Origin of the sequence: Methyloversatilis sp., assembly GCF_051861465.1 — a bacterium.
Lineage (GTDB): Bacteria > Pseudomonadota > Gammaproteobacteria > Burkholderiales > Rhodocyclaceae > Methyloversatilis.
Map to the genome: position 1 here is coordinate 43,732 of NZ_JBHYCQ010000011.1, position 18,772 is coordinate 62,503.

15 protein-coding genes are annotated in these 18,772 nt (G+C 65.9%); 12 read left to right on the forward strand and 3 right to left on the reverse strand.

Annotated elements, in window-relative coordinates; all coding sequences use genetic code 11:
• Positions 1–2: 2 nt before the first annotated feature.
• From gmhB to gloA, 4 genes are read left to right on the forward strand one after another with little or no spacing between them, the layout of a single operon-like run.
• Positions 3–545, forward strand: a complete 543-nt coding sequence (gene gmhB / locus ACTIFF_RS15155) for a D-glycero-beta-D-manno-heptose 1,7-bisphosphate 7-phosphatase (RefSeq protein WP_439537583.1) — start codon at positions 3–5, stop codon at positions 543–545.
• On the forward strand, positions 545–1,288 hold the full coding sequence (locus tag ACTIFF_RS15160) for a lysophospholipid acyltransferase family protein (protein WP_439537584.1): 744 nt from the start codon (positions 545–547) through the stop codon (positions 1,286–1,288). The genes gmhB and ACTIFF_RS15160 overlap by 1 nt, the downstream gene beginning before the upstream one ends.
• A complete protein-coding gene (locus ACTIFF_RS15165) occupies positions 1,257–2,036 on the forward strand; it encodes a M48 family metallopeptidase (RefSeq protein ID WP_306441231.1) in 780 nt (259 codons plus the stop codon). The genes ACTIFF_RS15160 and ACTIFF_RS15165 overlap by 32 nt, the downstream gene beginning before the upstream one ends.
• A 25-nt stretch (positions 2,037–2,061) precedes the next feature.
• On the forward strand, positions 2,062–2,460 hold the full coding sequence (gene gloA / locus ACTIFF_RS15170; protein WP_439537585.1) for a lactoylglutathione lyase: 399 nt from the start codon (positions 2,062–2,064) through the stop codon (positions 2,458–2,460).
• 13 nt (positions 2,461–2,473) lie between these two features.
• Here gloA and ACTIFF_RS15175 read toward each other — a convergent pair whose 3' ends face one another.
• Both ACTIFF_RS15175 and ACTIFF_RS15180 read right to left on the reverse strand, forming a co-directional pair.
• Complete coding sequence (locus tag ACTIFF_RS15175) at positions 2,474–5,581, reverse strand: response regulator (RefSeq protein WP_439537586.1); 3,108 nt, start codon at positions 5,579–5,581, stop codon at positions 2,474–2,476.
• A 3-nt stretch (positions 5,582–5,584) separates the two neighbouring features.
• A complete protein-coding gene (locus ACTIFF_RS15180) occupies positions 5,585–6,622 on the reverse strand; it encodes an HD domain-containing phosphohydrolase (RefSeq protein ID WP_439537587.1) in 1,038 nt (345 codons plus the stop codon).
• Between the two features lie 144 nt (positions 6,623–6,766).
• Here ACTIFF_RS15180 and ACTIFF_RS15185 point away from each other — a divergent pair, with 144 nt between their 5' ends.
• From ACTIFF_RS15185 to ACTIFF_RS15200, 4 genes are all read left to right on the forward strand, one after another.
• The gene (locus ACTIFF_RS15185) at positions 6,767–8,176 is read left to right on the forward strand and encodes a TAXI family TRAP transporter solute-binding subunit (RefSeq protein ID WP_439537588.1); all 1,410 of its coding nucleotides are present in this window, start codon (positions 6,767–6,769) and stop codon (positions 8,174–8,176) included.
• Positions 8,177–8,270: 94 nt separating this feature from the next.
• Positions 8,271–9,497 carry an efflux RND transporter periplasmic adaptor subunit gene (locus ACTIFF_RS15190; protein WP_439537589.1) on the forward strand — a complete coding sequence of 409 codons (1,227 nt, stop codon included), beginning with the start codon at positions 8,271–8,273 and terminating at the stop codon, positions 9,495–9,497.
• Positions 9,498–9,511: 14 nt separating this feature from the next.
• Positions 9,512–12,622 carry an efflux RND transporter permease subunit gene (locus ACTIFF_RS15195; protein WP_439537590.1) on the forward strand — a complete coding sequence of 1,037 codons (3,111 nt, stop codon included), beginning with the start codon at positions 9,512–9,514 and terminating at the stop codon, positions 12,620–12,622.
• The gene (locus ACTIFF_RS15200) at positions 12,619–14,058 is read left to right on the forward strand and encodes an efflux transporter outer membrane subunit (protein WP_439537591.1); all 1,440 of its coding nucleotides are present in this window, start codon (positions 12,619–12,621) and stop codon (positions 14,056–14,058) included. Before ACTIFF_RS15195 ends, ACTIFF_RS15200 begins: the two co-directional genes overlap by 4 nt.
• A gap of 25 nt (positions 14,059–14,083) precedes the next feature.
• Here the strand turns inward: ACTIFF_RS15200 and ACTIFF_RS15205 are convergent, their stop codons facing one another.
• Positions 14,084–14,689 carry a bactofilin family protein gene (locus tag ACTIFF_RS15205; protein WP_439537592.1) on the reverse strand — a complete coding sequence of 202 codons (606 nt, stop codon included), beginning with the start codon at positions 14,687–14,689 and terminating at the stop codon, positions 14,084–14,086.
• Between the two features lie 291 nt (positions 14,690–14,980).
• Between ACTIFF_RS15205 and ACTIFF_RS15210 the strand changes: the two genes are divergently transcribed.
• From ACTIFF_RS15210 to ACTIFF_RS15225, 4 genes are all read left to right on the forward strand, one after another.
• Positions 14,981–16,387 carry a HAMP domain-containing sensor histidine kinase gene (locus ACTIFF_RS15210; protein ID WP_439537593.1) on the forward strand — a complete coding sequence of 469 codons (1,407 nt, stop codon included), beginning with the start codon at positions 14,981–14,983 and terminating at the stop codon, positions 16,385–16,387.
• A 109-nt stretch (positions 16,388–16,496) separates the two neighbouring features.
• Positions 16,497–16,844 carry a hypothetical protein gene (locus tag ACTIFF_RS15215; protein ID WP_439537594.1) on the forward strand — a complete coding sequence of 116 codons (348 nt, stop codon included), beginning with the start codon at positions 16,497–16,499 and terminating at the stop codon, positions 16,842–16,844.
• Positions 16,841–18,220 carry a sigma 54-interacting transcriptional regulator gene (locus ACTIFF_RS15220; protein ID WP_306477092.1) on the forward strand — a complete coding sequence of 460 codons (1,380 nt, stop codon included), beginning with the start codon at positions 16,841–16,843 and terminating at the stop codon, positions 18,218–18,220. Before ACTIFF_RS15215 ends, ACTIFF_RS15220 begins: the two co-directional genes overlap by 4 nt.
• A gap of 150 nt (positions 18,221–18,370) precedes the next feature.
• On the forward strand, positions 18,371–18,733 hold the full coding sequence (locus ACTIFF_RS15225; protein ID WP_439537595.1) for a BON domain-containing protein: 363 nt from the start codon (positions 18,371–18,373) through the stop codon (positions 18,731–18,733).
• The last annotated feature ends 39 nt before the right edge of the window (positions 18,734–18,772 follow it).

Below are 18,772 nucleotides of genomic sequence, written 5' to 3' on the forward strand. Positions count from 1 at the left end.
GGATGAAGCTGATCATCCTCGACCGCGACGGCGTCATCAACTACGACTCCGACCAGTTCATCAAGTCGCCGCAGGAGTGGCGACCCATAGAAGGTTCGCTCGAAGCGATCGCGCTGCTGAACCAGTTCGGCTGGCGCGTCGTGGTGGCGACCAACCAGTCTGGCGTCGGTCGCGGGCTCTTCGACATGGACACCCTGGCTGCGATCCACGACAAGATGCACCGCTCGCTTGCCCAGACCGGCGGGCGCATCGACGCCATCTTCTTCTGTCCGCACGCGGCCGATTCGAAGTGCGCGTGCCGCAAGCCCAAGCCGGGCATGCTGCTGGAGATCGCCAGTCGCTTCAACGTTGATCTGGCTGATGTGCCGGTGGTCGGTGACAGCCTACGCGACCTGCAGGCGGCCGATGCGGCCGGCGCGCAACCGGTGCTGGTGCGTACCGGCAAGGGCACCAAGACCGAAGCCGATCCGGCGCTGCCGCGCGGTGCCCGGATCTATGACAATCTGGCCGCCATGGTGCGCGCGCTCACGGTGACTGCCGACTGATGACCTTCGTTCGCTCCGTCCTGTTCTTCCTGTTCCTCGTCGTCATCACGCCGCCGTTCTCGCTGATCGCCATCCTGGTGCGGCCGCTGCCGCCGCGTGTTCGCTACCGCATCATCGGCGCCTGGACGCGCCTCACGATGTTCGCGCTGCGTTTCATCGTGGGCCTGCACTACCGCGTCATCGGCCGCGAGAACCTGCCCTCCCACAGTGCGGTCGTGCTGTGCAAGCACCAGTCGGCGTGGGAGACGTTGAGCCTGCAGGTGATCCTGCCGCGCGTCGCCTTCGTGTTCAAGAAGGAGCTGCTGCGCATTCCGTTCTTCGGCTGGGGGCTGGGCTGCATGCCGATGATCGCGATCGACCGCTCGGCCGGCAAGGACGCGCTGGTGCAGGTCGAGGAGCAGGGCCGCACACTGCTCGAACAGGGATTCTGGGTGACCGTTTTTCCGGAGGGCACACGCATGCCACCCGGGCAGACGCGGCGCTACAAGGTCGGCGGCGCGCGGCTTGCGCAGGTGACCGGTGCGCCCGTGGTGCCGATCGCGCACAATGCGGGTGACTACTGGAAGCGCAACGCCTTCTTGAAGTATCCGGGCGAAATCGTCGTGAGCATCGGCCCCCCGATCGCGACACAGGGCTTGACGACCGAACAGATCAACGGGCACGCTCAGGTCTGGATCGAAAGTGAAATGCGTCGACTTTTTCCGCATCACTATGAAGCCGAACACCTGTCCGCAGCAGCTTGAGTTGGCCCTCGATACGCCGGAACACGCCGCGCCGCCGCCGCTGCGCGGGCGTCATATCGTGCTTGGGCAGCAGATCGTCGAGTACGCGCTGCGTCGTTCGCGTCGCCGTTCGATCGGTTTTTCGATCGGCGAATCCGGGCTGCGCGTGACCGCGCCGCACTGGGTGACGCTGCCGCAGATCGAGGAGGCGCTGCGCGAGAAGCAACGCTGGATATTCACCAAACTGGGCGAAGTGCGCGCGCGCCGTGCGCCCGTGCGCACCGACTGGCGCGATGGTGCACGACTGCCCTGGCTGGGCGGTCATGTGACGTTGCGGCTCGGCGACACCTGCGCCCGGCCGATGATCGACGACGACATGCTGCGCCTGCCTCTGCCGGCCGATGCCGACCACGACCGCGTGCGCGATGCGGTGTGTGCCTTCCTGCAGCGCGAAGCGCTCACGCGCTTCACGCAACGTGCGACCGAACTGGGCGCACGCATCGGCGTGTCGCCTTCCCGCGTCATGCTCAGTTCGGCCAACACGCTGTGGGGCACCTGTACTGCGCAGGGCGTGATCCGGCTGAACTGGCGCCTTATCCACTTCTCGCCGGCGATGATCGACTACGTGATCGCACACGAGCTGGCGCACCTGAAGGAACTGAATCACTCGCGCGCCTTCTGGGATACCGTGGCGCTGATCCTGCCCGGCTTCGAAGCCGCGCGACGCGAACTGCGTACCCAGCATCCGGGCCGCATCGTCGCCCACTGAACCGTCCAACCTGCGAGGTCACCTCATGAGAATCCTGCACACCATGTTGCGCGTCGGCCAGCTCGACCGCTCGATCGAGTTCTACACCAAGGTGCTCGGCATGCGCCTGCTGCGCCGGCAGGACTATCCGGACGGAAAGTTCACCCTCGCTTTCATCGGGTACCAGGACGAATCCGAAGGCGCCGTGCTCGAACTGACCCATAACTGGGACACTGACGCCTACGAGATGGGCAACGCGTACGGCCACATCGCGCTGGAGGTCGACGACGCCCATGCGACCTGTGACCAGGTCCGGGCGCTGGGGGGGCGTGTGGTGCGCGAGGCCGGTCCGATGAAGCACGGCACGACCGTGATCGCCTTCGTCGAGGACCCGGACGGCTACAAGATCGAATTCATCCAGCGCGGCACGTCGGGCGCCTGCTGAACGCAGGCTTCGCTCACGCGACCTTGCGCGCCGCCTGCTGTGCGGCGCGCAGTTCGGTCGCCAGTGCTTCGGTCTCGTCGACCAGCTGTTCCACCCACGCCGCACACTGTGGGTCTTCCACCGGCGTGCCGCTGCCCCCGCGTTCCAGTTGAGCGGCAATGCCGCTCGCCCGGGTGGCGCCGAAGTTGCGCACGATTCCCTTCACCGTATGCGCATGCATGGCCAGTTCTTCACGCGTGCCGCCGGCAAATGCCTGCACCAGCGCGTCCAGTGTGTTGCGGTAGTCGCGCAGGAACAGCGCGATGATGTCGTGCATCAGGCCCTCGTCGCCACCGAGGTTGCCGAGCATGAACAGGCGGTCGAATCGTGATTCGGCCGCTGGCGCATCGGGCTGGCGGCTGACCGGCGGTGCTGCCGACGGACCGAGTGCTTCGTCCAGCGCGCGCAGCAGGGCCGGTACCTGTACCGGCTTCGATACATAGCCGTCCATGCCGGCTTCGATGCATTTTTCGCGATCGCCGGCCATTGCGTGAGCGGTCATTGCGACGATGGGTGTGTGCCGCTGGCCGTCCTGGGCGCGGATGTGCCGCGTGGCTTCGAAGCCGCCCATCTGCGGCATCTGCACATCCATCAGGATCACATCGAAGCGTCGCTGCGCGGCCAGTGCCACGGCTTCGATACCGTTGGCGGCCAGTTCGACGTGATGGCCGAGCCGTTCCAGCAGACGCAGTGCGAGCGTCTGGTTGATCGGGTTGTCTTCGGCCAGCAGGATGTTCAGCGGACGGTTGTCGCGCAGCGCGGCCGGCGGATCGGACGGCATGTCGGCTGACGTGTCGGGACGCATGCCGGGTACGGCCATCAGTGCATCGAGCAGCTGCGCGGACTGCACCGGCCGCGTGATCAGGCTGCTCACGCCGACCGGCACGGTGTGCGCTGCGGGCGCCGCGCCGTCATGCAGCACGATGATGGGCAGTTCCGGGCTGTATTCGCCGCCCAGCGTGTGCACCAGCGCCCAGTCGTCGCGGCGGGCAATCTCCAGGTCGACCAGCAGCGCCTGGTAGCAGCGTGCCTCGGTTTCTGCCGACACGATGGCGCCAATGCCGGCGTCGAGGTCGGCGCACAGCTTCGGTACGACATGCCAGTGCGCCAGCCTGGCCGCCAGATCCTCGCGTGCGGCGGCATCCGGTTCGATGACCAGCACGGACATGTTGTCGAGCGAGCGGGTATCCGGTTGTGCAAGCTCGCTGCCGAGGGCGCGCGGAAAGCGGGCGGTGAAATGGAAGGTCGAGCCCTCGCCGGGCGTGCTCGTGACGCCTATCGTGCCGTCCATGCACTGCACCAGGCGGGTGCAGATGGCCAGTCCGAGGCCGGTGCCGCCGAACTTGCGCGTGGTCGAGGTATCCGCCTGCGAGAAGGCGTCGAAGATCAGCGTCTGCTTGTCGAGCGGAATGCCGATGCCGGTGTCACGAACGGCAAAGCGCAGGCCCTGGGCCTCGGGTGTCAGTTCGTCCAGCGTGACGGAGACGTCCACCTGTCCGCGTTCGGTGAACTTCAGTGCGTTCGACAGCAGGTTGGTCAGTACCTGACGCAGCCGCATCGGGTCACCCAGTACCGCGTCCGCCACTGCGGGATCGATGTGGCAGCGCAACTCCACAGGCTTGCCCGGTTTCGGTCGCAGGGTGCGCACGACGCCACCGATGACGTCGCGCAGGCTGAACGGAATCTGTTCGAAGTCCAGGTGGCCGGCTTCAATCTTGGAAAAGTCGAGGATGTCGTCGATCAGCGTCAGCAACGCGTCGGAGGACTGTTTCACCAGGCCGAGGTATTCGCGCTGTTCGGCGGTCAGGTCGGTGTCGAGCGCCAGTTCCGTCATGCCCATGATCGCGTTCATCGGCGTGCGGATTTCGTGGCTCATGTTTGCGAGGAAGTCGCTTTTGGCGCGGTTGGCCGCTTCGGCGGCGTCGCGCGCGTGCATGATTTGTTGCTGTATCGCCTTGCGTTCGCTGATGTCCGACACGAAGGCTGTGAACAGCGTGCGCCCCTTCATCTGCGACGCGGTGATCGCCAGTTCGGCCGGAAAGAGGCCGCCATCCTTGCGGTACAGATCGAGCTGCAGGTGATGACCGATGACGGCGTCGAAGCGCCGGCCCAGCCAGTGCACCAGATCCGTTTCGTCGCGTTCGCGCTGACTGCGCGTGACCAGCAGTTCGATCACCGGGCGTTGCCGCGCTTCGGTCAGCGTCCAGCCCAGCATGCGTTCGGCCGCCGGGTTGTACTCGATGACATTGCCGAAGGTGTCGAAGGTGATCACCGCGTCGATCGCGGCACTCATGATGGCGCCGGTGTGAGCTTCGCTTTCGGCCAGCGCGCTGCGCTGGTCGTACAGGCTCAGTGATGCCCAGTTCAGGGCCTGCGCCAGCCGGTCGGTTTCGAGCGAACCGGTGCCTGTCGGCAGGGTTTCGCCGGTCGCCCGGTCGAGTCGCTCGGCAAAATCGGTGCACTGCTGCAATGCGGTCAGCGGGCGGCGCAGCAGGACGTGCAGGGCGACGATGCCGATCAGCATGGCGATCAGGCCATGCAGCAGGCTGTCGGCCAGAATGTGCTGCCACACCTGGTGTGCTTCAGCGTTGTCCGTTTCGGTGCGCAGCCAGCGCAGTCCGCCTTCGCCGGCCAGTGGAACCCAGCTGACGACGCGCGTCTGACTGCTACCGCCGGTGCGGCTTCCGCTCACCGACAAGGTGCGGACTTCGGGGTGCGGTGTCGCCGGTGGCGCTTCGAACAGGATCGGATCGGTGTGCACCCAGCCCGGTCCGGCGTCATGCCGGAATGCCGCCAGCGTGGCGCCATCCTTGCTGATCAGTGCCGCGCCCTGCAGGCGGGTGTCGCCGGGCAGCCGCTGCAGGAGGTTGCCCTGGTCGAGACGGGTGGCCTGCTGGATCCTTTCGCCGATCACGCGTGTTTCGGCCAGCGCATTGCGGTGCAACTGCTGCAGAGTTTGTTGCGACTGTTCGTGCGCGGTGTAGAGCGCATTGCCGACGACGCTGATGCAGAACACCAGTGCAAACAGTCCGGCGATGCGCTGCAGCAGACGCCCGCCGCCCGGAGTCAGTGCGTCATCCATGGCTCAGGTTTCGTCCTGAAAGCGGGCGCGAATGTCCAGTACCTGATCCCACTGGCCAAGCAGCGCGTCCACGCAGACGGCGTCGAAGTGGCTGTTTCGGCCCTCGATCAGGAAGGCGGTTGCCTTGTCGAGGTCCCAGGCCGGCTTGTACGGACGCGGCGAGGTCAGTGCATCGAATACGTCGGCCACGGCGACGATGCGGCCGATCAGCGGAATGTCCTCGCCGGCCAGTCCGTTCGGATAACCGGTGCCGTCGAACTTCTCGTGATGGGTCAGGGCGATCGTTGCGGCGAGCTGCATGTAGGGCGATGCCGAATCTTTCAGGATTTCGTGGCCGATCGATGCGTGTCTGCGCATGATCACCAGTTCGTCCGGATCGAGCCGACCCGGCTTGAGCAGGATGTGGTCCGGCGTGCCGAGCTTGCCGACGTCGTGCATCGGCGCGGCAATCAGCAGTGATTCCTCCATGTCGGCATCGAGCCCCATGGCGCGCGCGATCAGTGCAGAGTAGTGCGCCATGCGCAGGATGTGGGCGCCGGTTTCAGGATCGCGGAACTCGGCTGCACGCGCCAGCTTGTTCAGCGTTTCACGCTCGCGCCCGTAGATTTCGGCGGTGGCCCGGCGCACCTCGTCGGCCAGCGTTCGCGCGTGGTTGGCCAGCGCGACCTGGCTGCGTCGCAGGAACAGCATGTTCTTCACCCGCGAGGTGAATTCGATGCGGTCCAGCGGCTTGTTCAGGAAATCGTTGGCACCCGATTCGAGCGCCCGGTAGCGCACTTCGCGCTCATGGTCGGCGGTGACCATCAGCAGCGGTGTCTGCGAGCGGGCGGGGTGACTGCGGAAGCGCCGGATGAACTCGATGCCATCCATGTCAGGCATCATGTAATCGACTATCACCAGATCGGGATCTTCGCGCATGCAGTGTTCGAGCGCCTCGGCAGGCGACAGGAAACAGGTCGCCGCGCAGTCGGGGAGCTTGCCCAGCAGCGCAGCCATGAGCACCAGGTTCACCTGGGCGTCGTCGATCACCACTACATCCATCGGACGAACCTCTGGTTTTGGTCAGTGTCTTTTATGGCAGCTAGCCGCCCGCCCGTGCATTCAATATGTCGCATCGTGTCCCGTTAACGGATGCACTCGTTGCACACTTGAGCCCGCCGCAATCTTCGTCGTGATCCGATCCGCATGACTTCGCCTCCACCGCCCTACACCCTGCGCGCGTCCGCGCTGCGCAACTGGCTGCGTCAATTGTCCTTTCGCGACATGTTCGTGCTGGTCCTGCCCGCACTGCTCATCGTCGGTGCGGGCTTCTGGTTCGCCGCCCGTTACATCAAGCCGGCACCCCCCGATTCCACGACGGTGTCGTGCGGCGCCGAAGGCTCGGCCTACGAAACCTACTGTGCGCGCTACAAGCCGCTGATCGAGCCGTTCGGCGTGCGCGTCGATGTCCGGCAGAGTGCCGGATCGATCGAAAACCTGCAGCGCTTGATGGACACGGAACAGTCGGTCGATTTCGCGTTCGTCCAGGGGGGCAGCGCAGAAGACCATCCGCCGGGCCTGCTGTCGCTCGGGGCAGCCTATTACGAGCCGGTATGGGTGTTCTATCGTGGCCGGCCAGGCCTTGACCGGCTGGATCAGCTGAAAGGTCTGCGCATCGGGATTGGCGCCGAAGGCAGCGGCACGCGCCATCTGGCGCTGCAACTGCTGGAGGCGCATGCACTCGTCGGTGACGCAAGACTGCTGAAGCCGCTTGGCGGCACCGCCGGCGTGGCGGCGCTGCTGACGCGCAAGATCGATGCGCTGATCGTGGTCGGCGCGGTCAATTCGGCCAGCGTGTGGTCACTGCTGTACGCCGACGGCATTTCGCTGATGAGCCTGGCGCAGTCACCGGCCTACGCGCGCCGCTTTCCCCATCTGAATGAATTGACGCTGCCGCGCGGTGCGATCGACTTCGTGCGCGACATTCCGTCGCGCGACATTTCGATGGTGGCGACGCGCGCCTATGTCGTGGCGCGCGAGGACACGCATCCGGCGCTGATCGACCTGATGCTGGGCGCGATGAAGCCGGCGCATGCCGAAGCCACGGTTTTTCAGCATCCGGGCGAGTTTCCGCAGTCCGACGGCGGCGACTTCGAGCTGCATCCGCGCGCGGCGCGTTTCTACGAGGTCGGCCCGCCGTTCCTGCAGCGCTACCTTCCGTTTTCCATCGCCAACCTGCTCGACCGCATGATCGTGCTGCTGGTGCCGCTGCTCGCCCTGGCCGTGCCGCTGTTCCGCATCCTGCCGCAGCTCTACGTATGGCGCGTGCGCAGCAAGCTATACCGCTGGTACGGCGAGCTGAAGGATCTGGAGCGCCAGGCGCTGCAGGAAGACACGACGCGCTCGCGCGCCGAATGGCTGCACGACCTCGACCGCATCGAAATCGCGGTCGCGCGCATCGGCGTGCCACTGTCACACGCCGACTATCACTATCAGTTGCGCGCGCACATCCACATGGTGCGCCGTCGCATCCAGGGGCTGGCCGAGAACGTCGTGCCGGCAGACCTGTCGACCTCCGGTGCCGCCGTCGGCGATCCCGTCACCCCGCAGGCCTGACCTTTGCGGGCGGTCCGGTGGAGCGGCAAGCCCTCTGTAATTTACAAACATTCGTGCGTGTATATAATTGCAGGCCGAGATCTGGAGAGCATTGATGCCCGCCCGCCCCGCAGTCCCGTCCGCCGCCATGTCGCCGGCGCCCCTGCATCGTTCTCCCGTCGCCCTGCGTTTTTCCCTGTCGATCGTCCCGCTGCTGATTGCGGCGACTTTCCTGAGCGCGTGTTCCGGTGACCAGCCCACCGCGGCTGCGGCACCCAAACCGCTGCCGGTGTCCATCGTGGTGGCGGAGAGCACGCGCGCGCCGCTGCTGATCGAATCGGTTGCGCAGGCAGAAGGGGCGCGCGAGGTTGAAGTCAGGGCGCGCGTGACCGGCATCATCGAAAAGCGGCTGTACGGCGAAGGTGAAGCCGTGAAAGCCGGCCAGCCGCTGTTCCGCATCGAGCGCGCGCCGTTCGAGATCGCACTCGCCCAGGCCCGCGCCCAGCTGGCCGAAGCGCAGGCGCTGGACGAACAGACGGCGCGCGAGCTGCAGCGTCTGCAGGGTCTGGTAACCGAGCGCGCGATCAGCCAGAAGGAATTCGACGATACGAAATCGGCCAGTGCGGTGTCGAAGGCGGCGATGAAATCGGCCGAAGCGGCGGTGCGCCAGGCTGAACTGAACCTCTCCTACACGAATGTGACCGCGCCGGTATCCGGCATGTCGGGGCGGGCGCAGCGTTCCGAAGGGTCACTGGTCAATGCCGGCAGCGACAGCCTGCTGACCTCGATTTCGCAGATCAATCCGATCTGGATCCGCTTCAGCCTGTCCGATGGCGACCTGCAGAAGCTGCCGGGCGGCCGCGCCGCCGCGCGCAACCTGCGCGACGTCGAACTGCAATTGCCCGATGGCAGTATTTATCCGCAGCGCGGGCAGATCAACTTTTCCGCCAGCCGGATCGACGCACTACTCGGCACGATGGAAATGCGCGCCGAGTTCGCCAACGCCGACGCCCGCATCCTGCCCGGCCAGTTCGTGCGCGCCCGGGTGATCGTCGGCGAACAGGACAATGTCTTTCTCGTGCCGCAGGCGGCGGTCACCCAGACGGAAAACGGCCCGGTGCTGATGCTGGTGGGGGCCGACGACAAGGTGGAGCCGCGCCCGGTCAAGCTGGGCGACTGGCAGGGCAAGAACTGGGTGGTCACCGACGGACTGAAGCCCGGCGAGCGCGTCATCGTCGACAACCTGATCAAGCTGCGCCCGGGCGCGCCCGTTGTCCCGCGAGTGCCGGGTGCAGGACCAGCCGACGCGCCGCCGGCCGCCGCCGCGCAGCCCAAGACCTGACGGAGCGCGCAGCCATGGCCCGCTTCTTCATCACCCGCCCGATCTTCTCGGGCGTCATTTCCATCGTGATCATGATTGCCGGTCTGGTGGCGTCGCTGTCGCTGCCGGTCGCGCAATATCCCGAAATTTCCCCACCGACGGTCATCGTCACCGCGACCTATCCCGGTGCCAATGCCGAAACGCTGTCGCGCACGGTTGCGGCACCGATCGAGGAACAGCTGTCCGGCGTCGAAGGCCTGCTGTACTTCAACTCGACGTCGACGTCCAACGGCACCGTCAGCATCACGCTCACCTTCGAAGTCGGTACGGACCCCGACACCGCGCTGATCGCGGTGAACAACCGCATTTCGGTCGCGGAATCGCGACTGCCGGAGGACGTGCGGCGCAACGGGCTGGTGGTGCGCAAGCGCTCGAACAATCTATTGATGATCGCTGCGCTGAAGTCGACCGATGGGCAGCGCGATACCCTTTTTCTGACCAATTACGTCGCGGTGAACGTGCTCGACGAACTGCGCCGGCTGCGCGGCGTCGGTGACGCGATCGCCTTCGATGCGCCTTACGCCATGCGCGTGTGGCTCAAGCCGGATGTGATGGCGCGGCTGGGCATCGCCACCTCCGACGTGGCGGCGGCGATCCGAGTGCAGAACGCGCAGAACGCCGCCGGTCGCATCGGCCAGGAGCCGGTGCTCAACGGTCAGCAGCTCACCTACACGGTCAGCGCGAAGGGCCGTCTGCTGAGCATCGAGGAGTTCGAGAACATCCTGCTGCGCGCCGATGGCCCGGGCGGCGTGGTGCGGCTGAAGGATGTCGCGCGCATCGAGCTCGGCGCGGAAAATTACGACCGCACGACCAAGGTGAATGGCACGCCGGTGTCCGGCATGGGCATCTACCTGCAGTCCGGCGCCAATGCCCTGGAGGCGGCGAATCTGGTCCGCGCCAAGCTGGACGAGTTGTCGGTGCGCCTGCCGGACGGACTCGAATTCATCATTCCGAACGACACCACGCGCTTCATCCGCGAATCGATCAAGGCGGTGGCGACGACGCTGCTCGAAGCCACCGTACTGGTTGTGCTGGTGGTGTTCGTGTTCCTGCAGAACTGGCGTGCCACGCTGATCCCCTTGATCGCAGTGCCGGTGTCGCTGGTCGGCACCTTCGCCGGACTGTGGATATTCGGCTTTTCGATCAATACGCTGACGCTGTTCGCCATGGTGCTGTCGATCGGCATCGTCGTGGACGATGCCATCGTGGTGCTGGAGAACGTCGAGCGGCAGATGCGCGAGTTCGGCCGCACGCCGAAGGATGCGGCGCTGGAAGCGATGCGCGAGGTGTCCGGCGCGCTGGTCGCCATGGTGCTGGTGCTGGTCGCGGTGTTCGTGCCGGTTGCCTTCCTGGGCGGCATCGCCGGCAAGTTGTACCAGCAGTTCGCCGCCACGGTGGCGGTGTCGGTCACCATCTCCGGCATCGTCGCGCTCACATTGACGCCCGCACTGTGCGCGCTGATGCTCAAGCCGCACGACGGTGAATCGAAAATATTCCGGCCGTTCAACCGCGGCTTCGACTGGCTGACGAAGGTCTACACCGGCACGGTGGCGCTGACGCTGCGCCACGGACTGATCAGCGTGCTGGTGGTCGGCCTGCTGTTCGCTGGCGCCGGCTTCATGTTCCGCGTCGTGCCGGGCGCCTTCGTGCCGTCGGAAGATCAGGGTTATCTGTTCGGTTTCGTGACCTTGCCGGATGGCGCTTCGGCCGAGCGCACCGAACAATCGTTTGAAAAGCTGCGCAAGGTGATCAACGACGAACCCGCGGTGGAAAACCTGTTCATGGTGCGCGGCATCGATTTCATCACCGGCAACAACCGGTCGAGCGTCGCCATGATGTTCGTCGTGCTGCGTCCGTGGGACCAGCGCACCGAAACCGCGGATGACCTGCAGAAGAAGATTGCCGCGGCAGGCATGAAATTGAGCGACGGCATGGGACTGATCTTCAATCCGCCACCGATCCAGGGCCTGGGTACGGCAGGTGGCTTCGAAGCCTACGTCCAGGCGCGCGAAGAGGCCGACCCGCGCAAGCTCGCTGCCATCACCACACAACTGCTCGATGCGCTGAAGGCGCGCTCCGAACTGACCGGCATGAACAGCTTCTTCCGCGTGTCCTCGCCGCAGTTGAGCGTCGAGGTGGACGAGGCCAAGGCGATCGCACTCGGCATTCCGATCGACGCGCTGTATTCGACGCTGCAGGCGACGATGGGCACGCTGTACGTGAATGACTTTAATCGCTCGGGCAAGACCTACAAGGTGCAGCTTGGCGCCGATGCCGCCTACCGCATGAAGCCGGAAGATCTGGGCAAACCGTATGTGCGGGCGACTACCGGCGCAATGATTCCGCTGTCGGCGGTGATCACCGTGAAGTCCGTCGTCGGTCCGGAGATGGTCGAGCGCTTCAATGGCTTCATCGCCGCCAAGATTCTCGGCAATTCGGCACCGGGCCGCAGTTCGGGCGAAGCCATACAGATCGTGGAGGAGGTGGCGCGCGACATCCTGCCGGCCGGCTACGCGCTGGAGTGGACCGGTCAGGCGTATCAGGAGAAACGCACCGGCCTGACCTCGGTCATCGCGATGGCTTTCGGCATCATCATGGTGTTCCTGATCCTCGCTGCGCAGTACGAACGCTGGTCTCTGCCGCTGGCGGTCATCCTGGCGATTCCGTTCGCCATCCTGGGAGCGCTGCTGGCAGTGTGGGTGCGCGGCATGCCGAACGACATCTACTTCCAGATCGGTCTGGTGGTGCTGGTCGGACTGGCCGCAAAGAACGCCATCCTGATCGTCGAATTCGCCGCGCAGAAGCAGGCCGAGGGCATGAGCGCCATCGAGGCTTCACTTGAGGCTGCACGGCTGCGATTCCGCCCGATCTGCATGACTGCGCTCGCCTTCATCCTCGGTGTCGTGCCGCTGGTGATCGCCACCGGCGCCGGTGCGTCGGCCCGGCGTTCGATGGGTACCGGCGTGTTTGGCGGCATGCTGGCTGCTACATTTGTCGCGACGATCTTCATTCCGCTGTTCTACAGCTGGCTGAGCGGCCGCAAGGCGGCAACGCGCGACACGGAAACCCAGGAGGCGGCGCAATGAAGACTGCGTTCCGCTCGCCGGCCCTGACTGCGCTTGCGGCCTTGCTGCTGTCCGGCTGCATGGTGGGCCCGGATTATGTGAGACCTGAACTGCCGCTGCCCGCGCGCTTTGCGGCGTCGGCCGACGGTCAGCCCCAGGTTGCGGTGGCGCGCGGCTGGTGGAAGCTGTTCAACGACGACACGCTGAACGCGCTGGTCGACCGCGCGCTGACCGACAACAGCGACGTGCAGCGTGCTGTCGCGCGGATCGAACAGGCGGACGCCGTGCTGCGCGAAGTCGGTGCGGCGCTGTTTCCGGATGTCGGCGTGGGGGCGGCCGCGAGCCGCTCACGCATCAGCGGCGTGGCAACGCCGATTCCGGCCGGGGCGCCGTTGTACCGCAACAACTTCCAGACCTCGATCTCGACTTCGTTCGAGATCGACTTCTGGGGCAAGCTGCGCCGCGCCAGCGAGGCGGCACGCGCGCAGGCGCTCGGTACCCGCTACGCGAAGGACACGGTGGAGCTGACGCTGGTGAGCCAGCTGGTCGGCAGCTATCTGAACCTGCGCGCGCTGGACGCCCAGCTCGCGCTGTCGCGCGACACGCTGGCGACACGGCGCGACAACGCCGCCATCCTGCGTACGCGCGCCGAACGCGGCCTGACCAATGATCTCGAACTGCAGCAGGCGCTGGGCGCGGTGGCGGCCATCGAGGCGCAGATCGCCGATCTGACGCGCAGTCGTGCGATTGCCGAAAACCAGCTCGGTCTGCTCAGTGGCCAGCTCGATCTGGCGATCGCCCCGGGTGATCTGCGCACGCTGCCCCTTCCGTTGCAGCCGCCGGCGGGCCTGCCGTCGTCGCTGCTCGACGCGCGGCCGGACATCCGTCAGGCCGAAGCCGATCTGGCCGCAGCCAGCGCGCAGATCGGTGTGGCGAAGGCTGCGCTGTACCCGTCGATTTCACTGACCGGCAACTACGGCTCGCAAAGTCGCGAACTGTCCGACCTGTTCAGCGGCCCGGCCAATATCTGGTCACTGGGCGTCGGGCTGGATCTGCCGTTGTTCGACGCTGGCCGGCGCAGCGCGCGCGTCGATCAGGTCAGTGCGCAGCAGAAGCAGGCGCTGGCGAGCTATGTGTCGGCAGTGCGCAGTGCCTTCACCGATGTGCGCGATGCGCTGGTGGCGGGCGAGCAGTACGCGCAGAGTGTGGTTGCGCTGCAAGCGCAGTTCGACGCCGCAGCACGCAGTCTTGAATTGGCGCAGAAGCGCTACGACGCCGGCTATTCGCGCTATCTGGAAGTGCTCGATGCGCAACGCAGCGCGAATGACGCATCACTCGCCCTGGTGCGGGCGCGCCAGTCGCAACTGGCCGAAGTGGTGAACCTGTATGTCGCGCTTGGCGGCGGGTGGGCCGACGCGACGGCGGAGCAGGGCGAGGCCGCAGCGGCCGCACCCTGATCTCCGGTCCATCGGGCTTGTCGTTTCAGCCGGCGAGCGCGCTCAGCACCCGGCGCTCGTCCGCCGGCAGTTCCTTTGCCGGCCGCGAGGCGTCCTTGCCAGCGGCGGTCAGCGATTTCACGTCGCCCGATATTTCCCCGCCTTCCTCGATCAGGATCGAGCCGTAGCGGATCTTGCCGCTGACCCGGCCGGTCGCATGCACGATGAGCCGCTGGCGCGCGGTCAGTTCGCCATCGAAATGACCGTGGATTTCCGCGATGTCGATGCCCACCGTGCCGGAGTACGCGCCATGTTCGGCGATGCGGATGACCCGGCTGTCCATCGTCGCCTCGACGCGGCCTTCCACCACCAGCGTGTCGCAGTCGAGAATTTCCGCGCCCTTGAGCTTCACGTCCGGTCCGACGATGAGGCGGCTGCCTTGCTCGGTCGAACCCGCACTGGCCGCTTCACGCGCGGCGGGCGTGGCGGTGAGTGCGGCCGGTGTGTCGCCAGGCAGCGACACGGGCGGTGCGCTGCCTGGCTGCGTGGCCGACAAGCCACCAGACATGGATGACTGTCCGCCCGGCCGCAAGGTACGGCCAGTCTGGTTTTCGGCGGGTTTCGGATACGGACCGGGTTTGCTGTTGAACATGCGTTCTCCTTGAATGATCGGGCCATCGAAGCGGTGCCCGACAGTACTCAGCAATGCTCGTGCCGGAAAAAATAGGTTCATAACTTCAATGGGTTGAGCGTGCGTCGAGCAAGCGGACGCCCGAAATCGCGCGGTGACTGTCGCCGCGGCACGACACACCGTTGGCGAACGGGAGGGCGGGCCATGCAACCGCCATTTACTTTATTTTGCATTTGCTTACGACGGCTTACCGCACGGGATTTGCGCCCTCCCTAGACTCGCTGCTCCATCTTGGCCTCACTCCGTCCGCGCATGCCGCATCTTTCCTTCCGCAGCACCCTTCTCATCACCGTGCTGCTGATCGCCGGCGCGCTCGGCGCAGCGGCTGGCAGCGGCTGGGTGATGCTTCAGGATTTCGCGCTCGCCAGCCGGCAGGCGAGCGCCGGTGCGCTCAAGCTGTCGGCTGCCATGCAGCAGATCGACGAACGCAGCGCCGATATGGAGCGCAGTGCGCGTCAGTACGCGGTGCTGCAGGCACCGGCGCTGCGCGAACGCTTCGATGAGGCCTATGACCAGGCGCAGACCGCGCTGGTCGACATCGAAGCCGAATTGCCGGCTGCGGTCGCCACGACGCAATGGCGCGAACGTGCCGCCCGACTCGCCGCCGGACTCGATGGGCCCCCGCCCCCGGCGGATGCGGTCGAAGCGGAGTCCGGTCTGGCCAGCCTGAATGACAGGCTGGCCGCTGCAGTCCGCAGCCACATCGACCAGCGCAACACCACGCTGCTCGACACCCTGGAGCGCAGTCGCGACCGGCTCGCTCTGCAGGTGCTGGCCGCCGTGGTGCTCGCCGTTCTGCTGGCGCTGGCCATCGGCTGGTGGATTTTGCGACCTCTGAAGCACGTCGAACGCGCGATCACGCGACTGGGCGAAGGCAGCTTTGCCGCGCCGGTGGTGGTCGGCGGACCTGCCGACTTGCGCCAGCTCGGTGACCGCCTGGAATGGCTGCGTCAGCGCATGGCCGAACTCGAGGCGCACCGAAACCGGGTGCTGCGCCATGTTTCGCACGAACTGAAGACGCCGCTCGCGTCGTTGCGTGAGGGCATCGCGTTGATGCAGGACGGTGTGCTTGGCGGTCTCAATGCGGAACAGCTCGAGGTGAGCCGCATTCTCGACACCAATGCGCGCGCCCTGCAGGAACGCATCGAGCAGCTGATCGGCTACAACGCGACGCAATTCGACGCGCAGCACCTTGATCTGCGGCCGACCGCGCTGCGAGCGCTGGTGCGCGACGTCACCGCCGACCTCAAGCTGCAGGCCAAGGTGAAGGACGTCCAGATCAACGTGTCGGGCTACGCGCCTCCGGTGCGCGGCGACGCCGCCAAGCTGCGCATCGCGCTGAGCAACCTGGTCAGCAACGGCATCGCATTCAGCCCGCACGGCGGGACGGTCCGGCTTGAGTTGAGCGCCGATGAACAGACCGCCCGCATCGACTGCATCGACGAAGGGCCGGGCGTTGCGCCAGACGAAGTCGATCGCATCTTCGAACCGTTTTTCCGCGGCAGCCGCCGCGCACCGCGACCGGACAAGGGCAACGGCCTCGGTCTGGCCATCGTGCGCGAATTCATCGCTGCCCATGGCGGCACGGCCTTCGTGATGCCTGCCGAACGCGGCGCCCATTTCAGGATAGAACTGCCCCATGCACCTCAAGTCGTCTGACATCGCCCGCGGTCCCGCGTGTCCATTCGCATATCTGCTGATACTCGCCGCGCTGTTGAGCGGCTGTGCGGCGACACGATCGTCATCCACCACAGAAGTACCTGACCCGATGCCCGTATCGCCGGTAGTGATCGTTCAGCCGGTCGAGCCGTCGCCGCTGCAGCAGGCCATGCAGGCCGCACACCCGCGCACCGGCAACGTCGCTCGCGCAAAGGCGCTGCTCGAAACCTTGCTGGCGGCGACGGACGATGCGTCGCGCGCGCAGCATCCGTATGCGCGCACGTTGCTCGACCAGATCAATGAGCGACAGCGGCTCGTCCAGCTGGCCGAGCGCACGAACCAGCAGTTGAAGGACAGCCAGCTGCGCACCGACGAGCTGCAGCGCAAGATCGATGCGCTGGCCGACATCGAACGCACGCCGCCGTCCCGCACACCGAAGCGGGTGCTGGCACGATGAGCGGCGCGCACCGGCTGCTCCTTGTCGACGACGATACGGGCCTGTTGCGATTGCTGTCGATGCGGCTCAAGGCCAGCGGCTATGCGGTCAGCACCGCCGAAACAGCCGAGGCAGCTTTGTTGCGGCTGGCGGTCGAACGCTTCAGTCTCGTGGTGTGCGATGTGCGTCTGCCGGACCGCGATGGCCTGTCGCTGTTCGGCGACATCCGGCATCAACATCCAGCGCTGCCGGTCATCCTGCTGACCGCACACGGCACGATTCCGGACGCGGTCGAAGCGACTTCGCAGGGCGTCTCCGGCTACCTGACCAAGCCTTTCGACAGTGCAGTGCTGCTGGCGCAGATTTCGCGCGCACTCGAGCACGCGACACCGCCCGGCGCAAGCGCCGCCATCGACGAAGCCTGGCGCGCTGACCTGATCAGCCACAGTGCGCGCATGAACACGCTGCTCGATGAAGCGCGACTGATCGCGGCGTCCGACGCCAGCGTGCTGATCCGCGGCCAGAGCGGCACCGGCAAGGAGTTGCTGGCGCGTGCCATCCATCGCGCCAGCCCGCGCGCGGCAGAGCCTTTCATTGCGATCAACTGCGGCGCGATTCCCGAAGCGCTGCTCGAATCCGAATTGTTCGGCCACGAGCGGGGCGCCTTCACGGGCGCGACCGTGCGCCATACCGGCCTGTTCCGTGCGGCGCACGGCGGTACGCTGTTTCTCGACGAGATCGGTGACATGCCGCTGGCGCTGCAGGTGAAGCTGCTGCGCGTGCTGCAGGAACGCGCAGTGCGCCCGGTGGGTGCGACGCAGGCTGAGCCGATCGACGTGCGCATCGTGTCGGCCACCCATTGCGATCTCGACGCTGCGCTCGATCAGGGCCAGTTCCGCGAAGACCTGTACTACCGCATCAACGTGGTGAGCCTCGTGCTGCCGTCGCTGGACGAGCGGCGCGAAGACATTCCGCTGTTGGCGGATCACTTCCTGCGCACGCTGGCGAAGAAGTATGGCAAGCACCTGACCGGCTTCGCACCCGACGCGCTCGAAGCGCTGGCGACCGCGAGCTGGGCCGGCAATGTGCGCCAGCTGCAGAACGTGGTCGAACAGGCGTGCGCACTGGCCACCACGGCACTTGTACCGCGCGCGCTGGTCGACCGTGCGTTGCGTGTGAAGCCGATGGAAGCGCTTGGCTATGCCGAAGCCAAACAGCGTTTCGAACGCAACTATCTGGTGCAGTTGCTCAAGCTCACGGCCGGCAACGTGAGCGATGCGGCGCGCATTGCCGGGCGCAACCGCACCGAGTTCTACCGGCTGCTGCAGCGCTGCGGACTTGATCCGGTCCTGTTCCGCAACGACGCAGCGGATGCGGCACTCGGCCGCCACGGCTGACCGCCGCGGTGTCGCCTCAGGGCGACGCCACAGTCGCAACCCGCAGCGGCAATAAACTGATTAAAAAAGGAAAAACGTGTTGGCGCGACATCTGCTTGAGGATCAGGCAGGCGTTTCAGCTACACGACCCGACTACAAGGAGGAGACCTCATGATCACCCGACAGCGCATCGTCACCGTATTGACCACCACGGCCATCGCCTATTCGATCTGCTCGCCGACCCAGGCTGCCGGTCTGGTGGGTGCCGCGCGTCCGCAGGCGCGCGAGCCGGCCACCGATGATGTGGATCACTCTTTGCAGAACGCCATCCAGGTGGCCTTTCGGGCCGACCATGCGCTCGACGGCATGGATGTTGCTGTGTCTTCGCACGCGGGCGATGTGACCCTCTCCGGTACCGTGCGCGATGCGGCGCAGCTCGCCCGCATACTGCAGACCGCCCTGTCAGTCGCCGGCGTGAGGCGGATCGACAATGCGCTGGCCGTGGCAGACGAACGCCCTGGCGACGCGGCGTGAAAGGGACTTCTTCCGCTCAGCACGAAATGGAAAAGCCCC

Coding starts and splice junctions, on each gene's coding strand:
- ACTIFF_RS15185 (WP_439537588.1), top strand. CDS start 6,767: ATGACTTCGCCTCCACCGCCCTACACCCTGCGCGCGTCCGCGCTGCGC.
- ACTIFF_RS15200 (WP_439537591.1), top strand. CDS start 12,619: ATGAAGACTGCGTTCCGCTCGCCGGCCCTGACTGCGCTTGCGGCCTTG.
- ACTIFF_RS15205 (WP_439537592.1), bottom strand. CDS start 14,689: ATGTTCAACAGCAAACCCGGTCCGTATCCGAAACCCGCCGAAAACCAG.
- ACTIFF_RS15160 (WP_439537584.1), top strand. CDS start 545: ATGACCTTCGTTCGCTCCGTCCTGTTCTTCCTGTTCCTCGTCGTCATC.
- ACTIFF_RS15195 (WP_439537590.1), top strand. CDS start 9,512: ATGGCCCGCTTCTTCATCACCCGCCCGATCTTCTCGGGCGTCATTTCC.
- gmhB (WP_439537583.1), top strand. CDS start 3: ATGAAGCTGATCATCCTCGACCGCGACGGCGTCATCAACTACGACTCC.
- ACTIFF_RS15210 (WP_439537593.1), top strand. CDS start 14,981: ATGCCGCATCTTTCCTTCCGCAGCACCCTTCTCATCACCGTGCTGCTG.
- ACTIFF_RS15165 (WP_306441231.1), top strand. CDS start 1,257: ATGAAGCCGAACACCTGTCCGCAGCAGCTTGAGTTGGCCCTCGATACG.
- ACTIFF_RS15215 (WP_439537594.1), top strand. CDS start 16,497: ATGCCCGTATCGCCGGTAGTGATCGTTCAGCCGGTCGAGCCGTCGCCG.
- ACTIFF_RS15180 (WP_439537587.1), bottom strand. CDS start 6,622: ATGGATGTAGTGGTGATCGACGACGCCCAGGTGAACCTGGTGCTCATG.
- gloA (WP_439537585.1), top strand. CDS start 2,062: ATGAGAATCCTGCACACCATGTTGCGCGTCGGCCAGCTCGACCGCTCG.
- ACTIFF_RS15225 (WP_439537595.1), top strand. CDS start 18,371: ATGATCACCCGACAGCGCATCGTCACCGTATTGACCACCACGGCCATC.
- ACTIFF_RS15220 (WP_306477092.1), top strand. CDS start 16,841: ATGAGCGGCGCGCACCGGCTGCTCCTTGTCGACGACGATACGGGCCTG.
- ACTIFF_RS15190 (WP_439537589.1), top strand. CDS start 8,271: ATGCCCGCCCGCCCCGCAGTCCCGTCCGCCGCCATGTCGCCGGCGCCC.
- ACTIFF_RS15175 (WP_439537586.1), bottom strand. CDS start 5,581: ATGGATGACGCACTGACTCCGGGCGGCGGGCGTCTGCTGCAGCGCATC.